This window comes from Hyalangium ruber (assembly GCF_034259325.1).
Lineage (GTDB): Bacteria > Myxococcota > Myxococcia > Myxococcales > Myxococcaceae > Hyalangium_A > Hyalangium_A rubrum.
In genome coordinates, this window is the sequence record NZ_JAXIVS010000019.1 from 120,194 (window position 1) to 136,435 (window position 16,242).

14 protein-coding genes are annotated in these 16,242 nt (G+C 69.8%); 3 read left to right on the forward strand and 11 right to left on the reverse strand.

Going from position 1 to position 16,242, the window contains the following annotated elements:
• The first annotated feature begins 2 nt into the window (after positions 1 to 2).
• A complete protein-coding gene (locus SYV04_RS38545) occupies positions 3 to 896 on the forward strand; it encodes a sterol desaturase family protein (protein WP_321551058.1) in 894 nt (297 codons plus the stop codon).
• Positions 897 to 981: 85 nt separating this feature from the next.
• Positions 982 to 2,415, forward strand: coding sequence for an amidohydrolase family protein (locus SYV04_RS38550; RefSeq protein ID WP_321551059.1), 1,434 nt, complete (start codon positions 982 to 984; stop codon positions 2,413 to 2,415).
• A gap of 304 nt (positions 2,416 to 2,719) precedes the next feature.
• On the opposite strand, the gene SYV04_RS38555 is transcribed toward SYV04_RS38550, so the two are convergent.
• Positions 2,720 to 4,300: an OmpA family protein gene (locus tag SYV04_RS38555; RefSeq protein ID WP_321551060.1), complete on the reverse strand. Its 1,581-nt coding sequence runs from the start codon at positions 4,298 to 4,300 to the stop codon at positions 2,720 to 2,722.
• A gap of 267 nt (positions 4,301 to 4,567) precedes the next feature.
• On the opposite strand from SYV04_RS38555, the gene SYV04_RS38560 reads away from it, so the two are divergent.
• Positions 4,568 to 6,157, forward strand: coding sequence for a glucose-6-phosphate isomerase (locus SYV04_RS38560; protein WP_321551061.1), 1,590 nt, complete (start codon positions 4,568 to 4,570; stop codon positions 6,155 to 6,157).
• A gap of 59 nt (positions 6,158 to 6,216) precedes the next feature.
• Here the strand turns inward: SYV04_RS38560 and SYV04_RS38565 are convergent, their stop codons facing one another.
• The 10 genes from SYV04_RS38565 to SYV04_RS38610 all read right to left on the reverse strand — a co-directional run bounded on the left by SYV04_RS38565 (position 6,217) and on the right by SYV04_RS38610 (position 16,089).
• Positions 6,217 to 8,931: a beta-propeller fold lactonase family protein gene (locus tag SYV04_RS38565; protein WP_422724018.1), complete on the reverse strand. Its 2,715-nt coding sequence runs from the start codon at positions 8,929 to 8,931 to the stop codon at positions 6,217 to 6,219.
• Positions 8,932 to 9,381: 450 nt separating this feature from the next.
• Positions 9,382 to 10,386: a cytochrome d ubiquinol oxidase subunit II gene (locus tag SYV04_RS38570; protein ID WP_321551063.1), complete on the reverse strand. Its 1,005-nt coding sequence runs from the start codon at positions 10,384 to 10,386 to the stop codon at positions 9,382 to 9,384.
• Positions 10,376 to 11,695, reverse strand: a complete 1,320-nt coding sequence (locus SYV04_RS38575; protein ID WP_321551108.1) for a cytochrome ubiquinol oxidase subunit I — start codon at positions 11,693 to 11,695, stop codon at positions 10,376 to 10,378. Before SYV04_RS38575 ends, SYV04_RS38570 begins: the two co-directional genes overlap by 11 nt.
• Before the next feature lie 43 nt (positions 11,696 to 11,738).
• A complete protein-coding gene (locus SYV04_RS38580) occupies positions 11,739 to 12,317 on the reverse strand; it encodes a hypothetical protein (protein WP_321551064.1) in 579 nt (192 codons plus the stop codon).
• Positions 12,314 to 12,718, reverse strand: a complete 405-nt coding sequence (locus tag SYV04_RS38585; protein ID WP_321551065.1) for a phage holin family protein — start codon at positions 12,716 to 12,718, stop codon at positions 12,314 to 12,316. Before SYV04_RS38585 ends, SYV04_RS38580 begins: the two co-directional genes overlap by 4 nt.
• A gap of 173 nt (positions 12,719 to 12,891) precedes the next feature.
• Positions 12,892 to 13,917 carry an ADP-ribosylglycohydrolase family protein gene (locus tag SYV04_RS38590; protein WP_321551066.1) on the reverse strand — a complete coding sequence of 342 codons (1,026 nt, stop codon included), beginning with the start codon at positions 13,915 to 13,917 and terminating at the stop codon, positions 12,892 to 12,894.
• Positions 13,918 to 13,983: 66 nt separating this feature from the next.
• Entirely contained in the window at positions 13,984 to 14,247 is a 264-nt protein-coding gene (locus SYV04_RS38595; protein ID WP_321551067.1) for a hypothetical protein, read from the reverse strand.
• 11 nt (positions 14,248 to 14,258) lie between these two features.
• Positions 14,259 to 14,714, reverse strand: coding sequence for an RrF2 family transcriptional regulator (locus SYV04_RS38600; RefSeq protein WP_321551068.1), 456 nt, complete (start codon positions 14,712 to 14,714; stop codon positions 14,259 to 14,261).
• Entirely contained in the window at positions 14,692 to 15,708 is a 1,017-nt protein-coding gene (locus SYV04_RS38605) for a 2Fe-2S iron-sulfur cluster-binding protein (RefSeq protein ID WP_321551069.1), read from the reverse strand. The genes SYV04_RS38600 and SYV04_RS38605 overlap by 23 nt, the downstream gene beginning before the upstream one ends.
• A 15-nt stretch (positions 15,709 to 15,723) precedes the next feature.
• Positions 15,724 to 16,089, reverse strand: a complete 366-nt coding sequence (locus SYV04_RS38610) for a group I truncated hemoglobin (RefSeq protein WP_321551070.1) — start codon at positions 16,087 to 16,089, stop codon at positions 15,724 to 15,726.
• Positions 16,090 to 16,242: the final 153 nt, after the last annotated feature.

The window sequence follows — 16,242 nt, forward strand, 5'->3', positions numbered from 1 at the left end:
CCATGGACACCGCTCACATTCCCGACCTCATCACCCCCGCGGTCCCCTTCTTCGTCGTCTCGCTCATCATCGAGGGCTGGGTAGCGAAACGAATGAAGGACTCGGGACGCCCGCTGCTGGGCCACACGGTGAAGGACACCGCCGCCAGCCTCTCGATGGGGCTGGGCAACCTCGTTGTCGGCATCTTCTGGAAGGGCATCGCCTTCGCCTTCTACCTGGCGCTCTACCAGCTCACGCCGCTGCGGATGGGCTCGGGCGTGGCGGCCTGGGTGCTGCTCTTCTTCGCCGATGACCTCTGCTACTACTGGTTCCACCGCATCCACCACGAGGTCCGGCTCTTCTGGGCCTCGCACGTCATCCACCACTCCAGCGAGCACTACAACCTGTCCACGGCGCTGCGGCAGACGTGGACGCCCATGACGGGGCTGCCCTTCTGGGCTCCGCTGGCGCTGCTCGGCTTCCACCCGGCGATGATCGTCACCGCGCAGTCCATCAGCCTGCTCTACCAGTACTGGATTCACACCGAGGCCATCGGCCGAATGGGGCCGCTGGAGTGGGTGCTCAACACGCCCTCGCACCACCGGGCCCACCACGCCTCCAACGAGCGGTACCTGGACAAGAACTACGGCGGCATCCTCATCATCTGGGACCGGCTCTTCGGGACCTTCGAGCCCGAGACGGAGCGCCCCGTCTACGGGCTGACCAAGAACATCCACACCTTCAACCCGGTGCGCATCGCCTTCCACGAGTACGCCGCCATCATTCGGGACGTGCGGCGCCCCGGGCCGCTGCGCATCCGGCTCAGCCACATCTTCCGAGGCCCGGGCTGGAAGCGCCCGGAGCCCGAGGCCCGCCCCGCCCCCACGCCCACGCCCACGCCGACCCTGCCGGCCTGAGGCTTCCGCTTGGGGAAGAAGCCGACCTGAGCCAGTGTTCGCGCCCGCGCCGCGCCGTCACGGGGCGCACGGGAGGGAACCGCACATGAAGGCGCATTCCGGGAGGGCTCCACGCGCGTGGTGGCTCGGGCTGTTGATGGCTCTCATGGGGTGCGCCACCGCGCAGTCCGCGGAGTCCGGTGCCGCTCCGGCCTCCGCCACTTCGGGAGAGCCGGTCACGGCCTTCGTGGGCGTCTCCGTCCTCCCGTTGGACTCCGACACGGTGCTCGTGGACCAGACCGTGGTGGTGCGCGGCGAGCGCATCGAGGCCATCGGTCCCACTCCCTCCACGCCCGTGCCGGCTGGGGCGACGCGCATCGATGGGGCGGGCCGCTACCTCATGCCCGGCCTGGTGGACATGCACCTCCACCTGATGCCCGGCGAGGGCGCTCCCTCGGACCCGGCGGTACAGCAGCTCTCGCTGCTCCTGGCCAACGGCATCACCACCGCGCGCGCCCTGGTGGCGCCTCCTACCGCCCTCGCCCTGCGTGAGCGCGTCGCGCGCAGGGAGGTGCTCGGTCCCCTGCTGCGGGTGGCGGGGCCCTCCTTCCACGGCAAGAGCGTGCAGGGCCCGGAGCAGGCCCGACAGAAGGTGCGGGAGCAGAAGGCCGCCGGCTATGACCTGATCAAGACCCATGGCGGCCTGGGCCGCGAGACGTACGACGCGATGGTGGCCGAGGCCAAGGCCCAAGGCCTGCGCGTGAGCGGGCACGTGACGCCGGACGTGGGGCTTGCGCGCGCGCTCGAGGCGGGCCAGCAGATCGAACACCTCGACGGGTACCTCGCCGCGCTCCTGCCTCCCGGGGACAAGGCGGAGGTGGGCCAGGTGGAGCTCGGTGACGTGCTCTCCCGGATGGACCTGGCCCGCCTGCCCGCCATCGCCGAGGCGACGAAGCGCGCGGGCATCTTCAACTCCCCCACCCTGGCCCTCTTCGAGGTGGTGGCCAGCGAGGGGGCCGTGCCGGAGCTGCGCACGCAGCGCGAGCTGCGCTACGTGCCGAGCGCCGCGGTCGATGCGTGGACGAAGGAGCTGCTCACGGGCCCCCTCTCGCAGGCCCCCGCCGCCAACAAGCAGAAGTTCCTCGAGCTGCGTCGCCAGGTGCTGCGCGGCCTGCACGCGGCGGGTGTCCCCCTGCTGGTGGGCTCGGACTCGCCCCAGCTCTTCATGGTGTCCGGCTTCGCCCTGCACCGGGAGATGGAGGCCCAGGTCGCCGCCGGCCTGCCTCCGCTCGCCGTGCTCCAGGCGGCCACGCGCAACGCGGCGGCCTACTTCGGAGAGTCCAGCCAATGGGGCGCCGTGGCTCCCGGCCAGCGCGCGGACCTGCTGCTGCTCAACGGCAACCCGCTGAAGGACATCCAGCTCGCGCGCGCCATCGCCGGGGTGATGGCGCGTGGCCAATGGCTGCCCAAGAGCGAGCTGGATGCGAAGCTGGAGGAAGCGGCCACCGCCGCCAAGGCCACCAAGGCCGCCGGGAAGTAACCCATGCCCGCGCCTTAATCCCCTTCAGGTAAGTGAGTGAAGACCCAGTTCCCCAGAGAGGACCGCCGCCTCTCATGTGCATAGCCGCTCAGGCGCTTCCGCCAGGTGCTGAGGGCTGCTCAGCGGAAAGTTGGCTCCGAGTCTTGCCTTAGAGGCCGCCCCGGCGGCGCTTCCGTCAAACCTGTCTGATGTCTGACAGGTTTGCTCAGCCCCCGCTCTGGGCAGGCGCTCAAGTCCTGATCGCTCTGCCTCCACGGAAACGGTGACCATCGCTCAGTAGCTTCGGCAACTTTGCTGAAAGGGGTTAGCGTGGCGGTTCGGAGGTCATCACCGCCGTGGGGTTGCCGAGCCGCAGGTGTACCTCGACGCGGCGGTTGCTCTCGCGGCCCTGCTCGGTGGCGTTGGTGTCGACGGGCCGCGCCGCGCCGAAGCCCCGGGCCCGCAGCCGGTCCGCGGGCACGCCCCGCTCGATGAGGTAGCGGCGCACCGCCTCGGCGCGCTCCTTCGAGAGCGCCTGGTTGTAGTCGGGGCCGCCCACCGCGTCCGTGTGACCCTCGATGACGACGAGCGGAATCTCCGGGTGCTCCTGGAGCACCTGCGCCGCCCGGTCCAGCACGCGCGAGTTCTCGGGCGCCGTGGCGCTGCCCGTCTCGAAGAAGACCTGACCGTTGAGCACGAGCCGCTCGCGGGTGAGGGTGACGAGCTGCGGCATGTCGGCCGCGCACCCATGGTGCTCCGGCGAGCCTCGCTCCCGCACGCACGCATCCAGCACATCCACCACGCCATCCCCGTCGGTGTCGGCTTCCGGAGACGCGAGCCTGCTGGGCGCGGGAGGCGCGGAGCTCGGCGCGGAAGACTCGGGAGGCGAAGCCTCGGAGTCAGCCTCCTCTTCCTCGGACGGGGCCTCGGGCCTGCGCGGCCGCACGGGCGTGACGAACTCGTAGATGATCTCAGGCTCGGGCGGGGGATCGGGCGCGAGGGTGAAGGCCAGGCCGATGAGCACGCGGAACTGCGGGGTGCCCGGCTCCTGGCCAAAGCCCATGCCTCCCACGGCGAACACCTCCATCGTCGGCACGGGCGCATAGCGCGCTCCAGCCAGGGCCTCCACGGTGGCGGTGGTGCGGCCCTGGGAGAACGTCGCGCGCAGGCCCAGCTCGCCTCGCAGCGGCGAAGTCACCGTGGTCACCCCCGCCCCCACGCGCAGCTCGTTGCCCACCTCATCCTGTGAGCCCGAGGCATCCCCCAGCGCGACGGAGGGGCGCAGCAGCACCCCGGCTTCGAGCACGGGCGCCACCAGGCCCAGGCGCTTGCCCACCATCACCTGGGCCCCGACGCTCGTGCCCGCCTCGCGTGCCAGCACCGACGTGCTGCCCACCGGCAGGCCCACGCCCACCTTCAACGCCACGTCCACGAGATCTTCGGAAGCCTCGCTGAGCAACCCCAGGCGGCCCTGGAGCCAGGGCGAGCCGACGCCGCTGCTCGACGGAGAGGAGATGCCCTGCGCGGTGAGGTCATCGCCCTGCTGCAGCGCCACCACCGGCAGCCCCGCGCCCAGCTCGAGCCACGGCAGCACGCCATACGCCAGCGCCAGCACCGCCGTGGCGCGGTCCTTCACGAGCGACAGCCGCTGCCCCTCGCTGTACACCGAGAGCGGTTTGCGCTGGTAATGGCCCACCAGCACGACGCGCAGCTCCCGGGCCGAGAGCAGCTCCGCGCCGCTCAGCACCACGGGCCCACGTCCCGGGTTGAGCTCCAGGCGCTCCAGCGAGAAGTTCGGCAGCGGCGACGACTCCTGGGCGTGGGCCGAGGCCACGGCGAGCCCCACGAGCACCAGCGCCACACCCCAACGGGCGCCGCCCCCTCGTCGATGGATGGGCAAGGACATGGACGACTCCAGGTACACGCGTACCTCGGCGCCCACTCTCCGCCGGATCAGCGGTCCGAGGAAGTTTTGCATCCCTCCCCGAAACAGCCGCTTCCTGCCCGAACTCGCCCTTGTCCCCTGGCCCCGCAATCCCCCTTTTCGCCCTTGCCGACAGTGTGTTCAATGTCATGCGAATCCCCCACCTCACTGAAATGAGGGCTTCACACGCCTTTCCCGCTTGAAGGGGAGGCGCTAGGACAGGGGGGGAAACCCCGGCGTGGAGGAGCGATGAGCCAGCGTGAGCTGTGGGAGCGGTACAAGAAGTACCTGTGCGTCTGCCCGTCCTTGGGGTTCTCGCTGGACGTTTCGCGCATGAAGTTCACGGAGGACTTCCTGGAGCAGATGCGCTGGCCCATGGAGGCCGCCCTCGATGCCATGGAAGCGCTGGAGCAGGGCGCCCTGTCCAACCCGGACGAGAAGCGCCGGGTGGGCCACTACTGGCTGCGCGCTCCGGAGACGGCCCCCGAGGCGGAGATCGGCCGAGGCATCCGCGACACGCTGGCGGACGTCCACTGGTTCGCCGAGGAGCTGCACGCCGGCCGCATCGCGCCGCAGACGGCCGAGCGCTTCACGCACCTGCTCGTCATCGGCATTGGCGGCTCGGCGCTGGGGCCGCAGCTGGTGGCGGACGCGCTGGGAACGAGCGCGGATGCGATGCGCATCTTCTTCTTCGACAACACGGACCCGGACGGCATGGACCGGGTGCTGACGCAGCTCGGCGACAAGCTGCCGGAGACGCTCACCCTGGTCATCAGCAAGTCGGGCGGCACCAAGGAGACGCGCAACGGCATGCTGGAGGCCGAGCGCGCCTACCAGGGCCGCAAGCTCGACTTCGGCGCGCACGCGGTGGCCATTACCGGTGAGAACAGCGAGCTGGACCGGTACGCGAAGAAGAACAGCTGGCTGCGCACCTTCCCCATGTGGGACTGGATTGGCGGGCGTACCTCGGTGCTGTCGGCGGTGGGCCTGCTGCCGGCGCGGCTGCAGGGGCTGGACGTGGACGGGCTCTTGTCGGGCGCGCGGGAGATGGACCGGGCCACGCGCAACCGCGACGTGATGAAGAACCCGGCGGCGGTGATGGCGCTCATGTGGCACCACGCCAGCAACGGGCGCGGCGCCAAGGACATGGTCCTGCTTCCTTATAAGGACCGGCTGCAGCTGTTCTCCAAGTACCTCCAGCAGCTCGTGATGGAGTCGCTGGGCAAGGAGCTGGACAAGGACGGCAAGGTGGTGAACCAGGGCCTGGCCGTCTACGGCAACAAGGGCTCCACCGACCAGCACGCCTACGTGCAGCAGCTCCGCGAAGGGGTCCACAACTTCTTCGCCACCTTCATCGAAGTGCTCAAGGACCGCGAGGGCCCCTCCATGAAGGTGGAGGAGGACACCACCACCGGCGACTACCTGGTGGGCTTCCTGCTGGGCACGCGGCGGGCACTGTACGAGAAGGACCGCGAGTCGATGACGCTCACCGTGCCGGACGTGAGCGCGCGCTCGCTCGGGGCGCTCATCGCGCTGTACGAGCGGGCGGTGGGCATCTACGCCTCGCTGGTAAACATCAACGCCTACCACCAGCCGGGCGTCGAGGCCGGGAAGAAGGCGGCCGGCGTGGTGCTGGAGATCCAGCGCAAGCTGCTCTCACACCTGCGCGGCCAGAAGGGCCAGGCGCAGACGGCGGAGCAGCTCGCCGCCGCCGTGGGCGCCGCGGACGAGGTGGAGACCGTCTTCAAGGTGCTGGAGCACCTGGCGGCCAACCCGGACCACGGGGTGACGCGCGCCGAGGCCGCCACCCCGTTCGAGGCCCGCTTCAGCGTGGCGTAAGGCGCCCGGCGCCCGGGTGAGGGTGCGGAGCCTCGAAGCTCCGCACCGCCCTCCCCTGGCTACTCGTCGCCGTCGAGCACCCCGTCCTCGTCTCGGTCCACGCCGATGCGCCACTGGGTGCCCTTGGGTACCACGGTCCACGTCAGCTCGCTGCCGAGCCCGGCCCGGCTGCGAAGCTGCGCGGCGCTCACCCGCTCATGGGCGCGGTCGGACTGGAAGTCCCCGCCCCCGCGGTAGGTGTAGCCGCGCTGCCGGCCGCCCTGCCGACCCTTCACCACCAGCCCCACCTTGCCGCTGTCGGCCAGGGAGAGGAAGGTATCCAGCAGGGCGCTCTGCTCCGAGCCCGGCCACGGGGTGCGCAGCGTCACCTGCTGGCCCACCGCCGCGTGGGTGTCCTTGCTGTCGGGACCGGGCGGCTCGAGCACGGTGGTCTCCGAGCCGTGCGGCAGCTCCGAGCCGGAGAACGCCAGCATGAAGGCCGTGAGGTCCGCCAGCTCCTGGTCGCTCTGCACCTGGAAGGCGGGGGCGGCGATGAAGCGGGCGATAGAGTCGGACACGCCGTGGTGGCTGAAGCCGAAGCCCGCGAGGCTCTCGGTGTGCGTCAGCTCCATGCCCTCCTTGTCATAGAGGTTCCGCAGCTGCGGCACCTTGAACACGATGTTGGTGCTGGGGTCCGCGGCGACGAGGCCCAGGTGGCTCTCGCCGTTCGGGCCCGGCGCCAGGGGCACGAAGCGCGTGCCATCCCACGTCATGTTGGTGCCCAGGCCGCTGGGCAGCGTGTGGCAGGTGGAGCAGGCGAAGGCGCCCAGGCCCAGCAGGCGCGGCGGCCGGAAGAGCGCCAGTCCGCGGACGGCGTTGCCGTTGGGCAACTGCTGCCCCGCGGGGGCGAAGCGGCCCGTGGTGTAGCGGCCCGTGAGCGGCAGGTGGGTGGGCAGCGTGTTGTCGAGGTTGCGGAACGGGTTGGGCGGGAAGGTGAGCGTGGCCAGGAAGTCCTTGAACTGCTGCATCTCCGCGGGGCTGAGCATCACGTCATCCCCCTGCAGGTGCATGAAGGCCGGGTTGAAGTCCTCCAGCCCTGCGCGGTCCCCACGCCAGTGCAGCGCCTCCTTGCCGATGATGTCCTGGAGCGTCTGCGTCGTCATTGGCCCCTTCATCGGGTGGACGGGCTCGAAGCCCGTGGTCAGCCCGGGGATGCCCATGCCCTTGTTCTGGCCCGTCAGCGGGTTCATCTCCCCGCTCGGGTCTCCCAGGTCCCACCCCAGCCGATCGATGCGCGCGTCCACGTGGCACGAAGCGCACGAGATGTGGCCCAGGCCTGAAGTCCTACGCGTGTCGTACAGGTGTTTGCGGCCCATCTTGATGGCCGCGGGCGTCGGATCGAAGAAGGGGACCCGGGCCCGCTCCTGGAGGTCCTGCACGCTCACCACCGAGACGCTGGCGGCGAAGCGGTTGAGCACGTAGAGCCTGCCGCGCTGCTCATCCAACGCCAGGCCCGTGGGCCCCTCGCCCACGTCCAGCTGTCCCAGGCGCTGGCCGTTGGCGCCCACCACCACCACGTTGTTGGAGCCCATGCCCGCCACGTACCCGCGCGTGCCCAGCGCGTTCCAGACGATGGCGCGCGGGTCTCCGATGGACTTGTCGCGCTCGGACTGAGGAAGCGTGGGCGTGACGTACGTGAGGTGCGGGTTCAGGTCCTTCTGCCACACGAGGCCCGGCGCGGTCGGGTACACCGCGGCCAACCGCACGCGCAGGAAGCGGCCGTTGACGTTCGGCTCGAAGCGCACCTCGTTGGTGGAGTCGGTGCCCACCACGGTGATGACGCCGCTGGGGTGAACCGCCAGCGCCATGTTCAGGTTCATCAATCCCCGGGCATAGGAGACCGACAGCGAGGACGCGTCGATGATGGCCAGGTCCCGGTCCGGCATGTCCCAGCCCACCGGCCGCCCGGAGGCCGCCGCGTTCGGACCGCTGACGAGCGCCGTCCAGTCATGGGCGTTGTCGTCCATCCACCGGCCCTGGGCGTTCTTCCGCACGATGAGTGGCCCGGGAGGAGGCGTCGGCAGCCCCGAGCGGATGGGCGGGTTGAACGCCGAGCCCGCGTTGGGCGGCGGGTTGATGCCGCCGTAGGGGCCGAGCGGATCGCTCACCACGTTGGGCGGAAAGAGGCCCTCCAGGGTGCCGCCGCCGCTGAGCACGGTGGTGGCGTTGCCCGACTCGAAGATGGCCGCGTACACCTTGCGCCCGTCCGGACTCACCGCCAGGGCGCGCGGATCCTCCCCCAGGATCTTCACGCGCCGAGGAGCCGCCAGGGGCCAGTTCGGATCCACCACCAGCACCGTGTTGACCTGGGAGCAGGTGATGAAGGCCCGCTTGATGGGCCAGCCGGCGAAGACGACGTCCGCGGGCTCATCGTCGGTAGGCACGGTGGCCACCACGTTGAGCGTGGTGAGGTTCACGATGCTCACGCTGTCGGAGATGTGATTGACGACCCACGCCTCCGTGTTGGAGCGAGCGCGCACCGACACCGGCTCGAGCCCCACGGGGATGGTGGCCACCAACCTCGGCTCACGACCGGGGCCGGTCAAATCAAAGACAAGCAAGCGATTGTCCGCCGTGTTGACGGCAAGCAAGCGCGAACCATCCGGTGTCAGCTCCAGCGGATGGACGTGAGGGTTTTCCCAATTCACGAACGAGCCCTGAGCTCGAACGGTGAGAGGGAAAACCCATACCAAGAGGAGACTCCACAGCAAGAGGGAGCGAGGGGCGAAGGGCATCGGGCAGCCTCCGAGGGGGTGGGGATTCAGCTGATCCAGTAATGCATTAGAAAAATCTAATCAAACGTTCAGTTCTCCTTGTAAATGACTGAACCCATTGGAATTCGAGGATTTTTATATATTGTCATTCCGAGTGTCTGGCCTCCATGGGACGCCAAGGCACCGAAGCATCTCCGCTGAAAACCTTCGATACCCTAGAAGCAGAGCAGCCAATCCAGATCTGGATACCCAGAAAGGATGGGTCGAACAAGGGAGTCTCCCCTGACTCGCAGCGAGTCGCGGCAGACTCCCAGGAAAGCACTGCTTCTCGACTCACGAGACATGAGAATGAAGCCCCCGTGCCGCTCGGAGCGGATGCGAGGGATTCGGTTCGAGCATGTCTGGCTTTTCAGTCTCGGGCCGCGCATGCGCCGGGTGAGCATGACCCGGCCGGGGGTGTACGCACACCCCTCAGCGCCGCGTGGGCGGGGACTGGAAGATGCGCAGCAGCAGGGCGATGGAGGGCACCACCGTCAGGATGCCCACGACCAGCGCCACGAGGAGAACGCGCTGCACGGCGGGGCTGGCCGCGGTGGCCTGGAGGGTGATGTCCGGCACCACGAGGTAGGGGTACTGCGAGGCGGCCCAGCCGAGCACGATGAAGCCCGCCTGCACCGCCGCGGCCACGCGCGCCAGCCGGAAGGAGCGGCGCCACAGCAGGGCAAAGGCGGCCAGGGCCGAGAGCGCCGTCACCGCGTGCAGGGCCAGCGCGAAGGGCTCGTGCAGCAGCCCCTGCCACACGCGCGGAGCACCCTGGCGCGCCAGCAGCAGCACCCCGAGTGCGGCGAGGAACACGGCCACGCCGGCGCCCAGGGCCCGGCGGCGGAAGTCCTCTCGCAGCGGCTCGGAGTCCGCCTCGGCGGTGAGGTACACGGCGGCCAGGAACGCGAAGAGGCAGAGCGCCAGCACGCCTACCGCCAGGGCGAACGGCGTCAGCCAGGGCTCGAAGAAGCCGCTCACCACCACGCGCCCCTCCACGCGGATGCGGCCGCTCACCACCGCGCCCACGCACATGCCCAGCAACACGGGGGACACCAGGCTGGCCACGCTGAAGACGAGCCCCCAGCGCCGCTGCACCAGGTCCCCCCGTGCGTCATACGTGCGGAAGGTGAACGCCGTGCCGCGGAAGACGATGCCCAGCAGGAGCAGCGTCAGCGGCACGTGCAGCGCCACGGTGAGCGCCGAGAAGGCGCGCGGAAAGCCACTGAAGAGCAGCACCAGCCCGGCGATGAGCCAGACGTGGTTCACCTCCCACACCGGGCCGAGGGCGTGGGCGATGAGGGCGCGCTGCTCCGCCTTGCGAGGGCCCGAGGCGAGCAAATCCCACACCCCGCCGCCGAAGTCCGCCCCGCCAAAGAGCGAGTAGAGGACGAAGGTCCCCGCCACCGCGAAGCCCAGCACCAGCTCAGTGGGCATCGTCCGACTCCCGGCCGGGCAGCGTGCCGGCCACCTGGCGTGCCAGCAGGAACGTCACCATCGCTCCCAGGAAGAGGTACACCAGCGTGAAGGTCCAGAAGGGCGCGGCCAGGTGCGGCACCGGCGTCACCGCGTCCTTCGTGCGCATCACCCCGTGGATGATCCACGGCTGGCGGCCCCACTCGGTGACGAGCCACCCCGCCTCCATCGCCAGTACACCCAGCGGAGAGGCCAGGAGCCACAGCCGCATCATCCTCGGCCCCGAGGGCCACTCGCGCTTGCGCCACCGCAGCCCCAGCGTCACCAGGGCCAGCAGCGCCATGGCGCTGCCCGTGCCCACCATGAGCTGGAAGGCCAGGTGGACCTTGGCCACCGGGGGCCAATCCTCTCGGGGGAACTCCTTGAGCCCCTTCACCTCCGCATGCGGATCCCCGAAGGCGAGGATGGACAGGCCATACGGAATCTCGAGCGAATAGGGCGTGGTGGCCGTCTCCATGTCCGGCAGGCCTCCCACCCGCAGCGAGGCGCCGCGCTCGGTGTCGAAGTGGCCCTCCATGGCGGCCAGCTTCACCGGCTGGGCCTCCGCGGCGTGCTTGGCCAGGAAGTCGCCCACGAGCGGCTGGGCGAGCGCGGTCACGCACGCCAGGGGCAGCGCCACCGAGAGCGCCTTGCGGTGGAAGGCCGAGCCCGGGTGGCGCAGCAGCACGAAGGCGTGGATGCCCGCCATGGCGAAGGCGCTCGCCTGGTAGCACGAGAGCAGCACGTGCGCCGTCTGGTACGGCCAGCCCGGGCTGAACATGGCCACCAGGGGTTGGATGTCCGTGGGGCCGTTCGGCGTCGGCGTGAAGCCGGACGGATCATTCATGAAGACGTTGACCAGGGTGACGAAGAAGGCGCTCGCCGCCCCGCTCAGCGCCACCATCACCCCGGAGAACAGGTGCAGGCCCGGCGACACCCGCTCGCGCCCGTACAGGTAGATGCCCAGGAAGATGGCCTCGGTGAAGAAGGCCACGCCCTCCAGGCTGAAGGGCAGGCCAATCACTTCCCCGTATTGTCCCATGAACTCGGGCCACAGCAGGCCCAACTCGAACGAGAGCACCGTGCCGCTCACCGCTCCCACCGCGAAGAGGATGGCGGTGCCCTTGGCCAGCTTGTAGCTGAGCAGCCGGTAGTCCGCGTCGCCCGTCCGCCGCGCCTTCAAGTCGCTGAGCACCATCAACACCGGCAGCGCCACGCCTGCCGCGGCGAAGACGATGTGAAAGGCCAGCGACATCCCCATCTGCGCACGCGCATAGAGCAGGTCGTCCACAGACAATCACTCTGCTTTATGCGCGCGTTCCGCGCAATTAAATCTACTTCTGCTCAGCGCGCTGAGGCACGAGCGACTGGACGGAGCTACGGGCGATGGAGGTGGCCAGCGCGGTGCCGAAGATCATGATGAGCTTGCGGCCCATCTCCACGGCGAGCGGGCGCTGCTCGGCGCTGGAGGCCACGCGGGCCGGGTGCTGCCACGCCCGCTGGACGGCCTTGATGCGCTGCCTGGCCAGGATCTGCTCGCGGTGACGGGCCCGCCACATGGCCACGCCCACGCCCACGCCGGTCAGCACGAGCGCCGCCACGGCCGCGCCGATGATGACCTCCTGGTGCCGAGAGGCCTGGTAGCGCACGTTGAGCACGCGCTCGCGCCGCCGCTCCAGCTCCTCCAGGGTGAGCATCAGCTCGTCGCGGATGCGGTCCGCGGTGCGCTCCACCTGCTCGCGGGCGCTCTTGCCGGCGAGCGCATGCTCCTTCTCGTGTTCCTGCTCCTTGTCATGCACGGTGCGCTCCATCTGCTCACGGGTGCTCTGGTCCGGGCTGCGGAAGATGCGATCCTTGTTCGAGGTGTCGTGCCCGTTCTCGTTCCTCTGCTCGAGGTGGCCCCACTCGTTCATTGCAGTGTCTCCCGCGCCCGCTCGAAGTCGGTCTTGAGGCGCTCCTGGGTGTGGGGCAGCGGCTTCTTCGGCAGCTTCTTCACGCCGAACCAGGCCATGCCGCCGGCGATGAGCAGCAGGCCCACCCCGACGAGCAGCACGCCCAGCCAGGGCGTCAGCGGCAGGGCCAGTCCGATGGTGACGAAGAGCGCCGACAGGCCGCACAGCACCAGGGTGACAGCCGCTCCGATGAGGATGCCGCTGGTACGCGCGGCTTTGATTTCCTCGCGCAGCTCCTTCTTGGCGTGCAGCACCTCGGCCTTCACCAGCAGCTTCGCCTCGGCGAAGGCGTGCCGGATGAGCTCGGCGGTGGTCAACGTCTCCAGTTGGCTTCGCTCCAGACGCTCCGATTCGAGTTCCACGTCCCCGCCTCCGGATTTCAGAGGGCGACCGGGCGCCACATCCAGCGCCTCGTGCCCCATTCCTGAGAGAAGGTGGGCAGGGCTGCGCACGGGGTGAAGTCCGCTCGGGGCAGCTGGCACCTGTTCGCCTGCCTGCTTCCCGTGCGGCGGGATGGAATGAGCGTAGGAGGAGCTCAGCGCTTGCGGTGCAGCGCCAGCGCCGTAGCCAGCGTCTCGCGCACCTGGCGTGCCTGGAAGAGCCGGTCCGCCGTGTCCACCAGGTTCTCCAGGTAGAGCACCTGCTTTCTCAGCCGAGGCGGTAGGGCGCGCGTGCCCAGGTGGGCGCCCAGCAGGCCCCCCGTCACCGCCGCCGCCACGTCCACCTCGCCGCCACAGCGCAGCACCAGCGCCAGCGCCTCGCGGAAGTCGTGCGGCACCTTCAGCACCGCGTACAGCGACGTCAGCAACACCGGCACCACGTGCGCCGGCAGCCCGTCCACGCCCTGCAGCTCCGCGCGCGGTACGCCAATCTTCCGCAGCGCATCCAGCGCCCGGCCCTTGTCCCACGTGAGCAGCCGAGGCAGGTGCCGCAGTTCCTCCGCCAGCCCCTTGTCATGTACCGCCGCCGCCAGCGCCAGCCGCTCGCAGAAGTCCGCCGACGTCAGCGGCTCCTCCTCCATGCCCAGCGCCACCGCCTGAGCGAAGGCCGCCGCCGCCGCCGCGCACACCGGATCCTTGTGGGTGATGATGGCCAGCACCCCGGCGTCGTGCGGCAACCGCGCGCTGCCGTTCTCGAAGAGCCCCACCACCATCGCCCGGCTCAGCACCGAGGGACACTTGAGCCCCAGCGGCGCCCCCGCGCTCATCCACGGCTTGCCGCCCGCCAGCCGCTGCAGCGCCTCGGACAGCCCTCGGGGCGGCTGGAGGATGACGCCCTCCTGCCACAGCCACGCGAAGTGCGCCGCCGCGCTGCGCCCGTCCACCTTGCCCTCGCGAATCACGCTCTCGCTGGCGGCCAGCAACAGCTGCGTGTCGTCCGAGAACTGCCCCTTGGCGAACTTGCCACGCGGGCGTGGGGCGAAGTCATCCGCCAGGTGCGTGAGCCGCGTGAGGCTCGCCGGCGGAATGCCCCGCAGCGGAAACCCCAGGGCGTCCCCGATGGCGAGGCCCAGGAAGGCCGCATGGAACCTGTCCTGGCGCTCTGCGGGGGTCAGCGGCATCGGAGGCGCGCAGATTACCCGAGGCTCGTTCCAGCACCAGCCCCCAGATGCAGGGCTCACACACGGCTACGTGTCGCCGTCACGCCCCAGGTTCACCACCGCCTGCAACCGCGCGACCACCGCCTCCGCGCCCTGGTGCAGGTGTGTCCCATCCCACAGGGCGGGCGCCGTCTTCCCACCCAGGCGGTGGAAATCAGCCTCCACCTCCGGGTAGGTGAGGTTGCGAAAGCGCACCCGGTCCTCCAGCCCGTAGTCCACCACGTAGCGCCGCGCCACCGCCGACGCCGGGTCGGCGATGTGGTGGAACAGCTCGAGCTGGGCCGAGGTCATCTGCCCGAGGATTATGGACCACCCGCCGCCGCGGGGGGCAGGAAGAAGTCCGCCAGGTCCTTGCGTGATCGCTGGATGACATCCGCCAGGGTGTACTTGTCCAACACGGCCAGGAACGCCTCGCGCGCCTCGTACAGCACGCCCTTGAGGCCACACGCGGGGGCGATGGGGCAGGTGTTCTCCGCCTTGTTGAAGCACTCCACCAGGTGGAAGTCCGGCTCGGTGGCGCGGAACACCCTGCCCAGCGGAATCTCCGAGGGCGTGCGCGCGAGCGTGAGGCCCCCCGCGCGCCCGGGGCGCACCTCGATGAAGCCTTCCTTGCCCAGCGCTTGCACCACGCGCACCAGGTGGTTCTTGGAGATGCCGTAGGCCTCGCTCACCTCCTGCGTGGAGACGAGCCCCTGCGGGCGCGCGGCCAGGTACAGCAGCACGCGCAGCGAGTAGTCAGCGTGAAGCGTTAGATGCACGAGGCATGGCTCCCGCTCCCGCCGCCGGGGACGCGCTCGGCAGGAAGGCATCCGCGTGGATGTCCTTCATCGAGAGCCCCGCCAGGAAGAGCTTCTTCCTCAGGGATAGCACCAGCTCCGGGTTGCCGCAGAGGAACGCGCGCCCACCCGTGGGCTTCGGACACTCGGCGCGGATGAGCGCATCCAGCGCGCCCACGTGCAGCCCTTCCTCCAGGCGGCCCTCCAGCACACTCGGCCGGTAGTGCAGATTCGGATGGCGCGCCGCCAGCGCCCTCAGCGCCTCCACCAGATACAGCCCGCGCGAGTCCCTCGCGCCGTGGAACAGCCAGATGGGGCCCGTGTGCCCCTGCGCCAGCGCGTCCCGGGCGATGCCGTACAGCGGCGCCAGGCCCGTGCCCGTCCCCGCCAACACCAGCGTCTGCTCGGGGCGACCCGCCACGTAGAAGCACTCCCCCGCCGGCCCCTGGAGGCTCACCGTGTCGCCTGGCTTCGCCTCCGTGCTCAGCCAGGTGCTCATCGCCCCGCCCGGCAGCAGGCGCACGTGCAACTCCAGGTGCTCCTCCCGAGGCAGGCTCGCCACCGAGTAGCTGCGCGCCAGCCCGTCCTCGCGCAGCAATGTGAGGTACTGCCCCGCCCGGTACTCGAAGGGCGCCCGCGCCCACAGCCGCACCCGCAGCACGTCCGCGCTCAAGGGCTCCAGCGCCTCGATGCGCGCCGGTACCCGCAGCTCCTCACCGCCCGCCACCTCCAGGTCCATGCCCGGCTCCAGCTGACAGGAGCAGGCCAGGAAGTAGTTGCGCGCCTTCAGCGTCTCCTTGAGCCCCGCCTGCGCCTTCTCCGGCACCGCGCCGCTCGAGGCCCGCATCAGGCACGACTGGCACACCCCCGCCTTGCACGCGTGCGGCACCCCCACCCCCTGCCGCAACAGCCCGTCCAGGACGGACTCCTGTGCCTCCAGCGGGTACCAGCGCTCCTGGTAGTTCACCCGGGACATGGCCGCCTCCTCCCGCTACTTGTTGAGCACGTCCGCGCGCACGCTCTCGGCCAGCGCGCCCACCTGCTGGATGAGGGGCGCCGGCACCCCGAGATCGCTCAGCGTGCCCGCCAGGTGCTCCACCACCACGTTGAAGTGCGTGTCGTTCAGCCCCTGCTTCACCAGGTGCGCGTGCCCCCGGCGCATGTCCTGCCCCGTGTAGCTATTGGGCCCGCCGCACACCATCGTCAGGAACGCCTTCTGCTTCGCCGCCTGGCGCTCCATGTCCACCCCCTCGAAGAAGCGGCTGATGCGGTCGTCCGACAACACCCGCCGGTAGAAGATGTCCACCGCCGCGTCCATCGCCTTCGCTCCGCCAATCTGCTCGTACAGGGTGCTCATGGTTTGCCTCCTGGCCTTTCATGGCCCGAAAAGATGTATATCAAATGCATCTTTTACGGCACGGAGTCAAATCAGGGGAGTATGCGGGTCTCGAATGGTGGGGATAAGGGACGCCCCGAGGGCGCGCTGGAAGGACCCACAGCGCGCCACTTC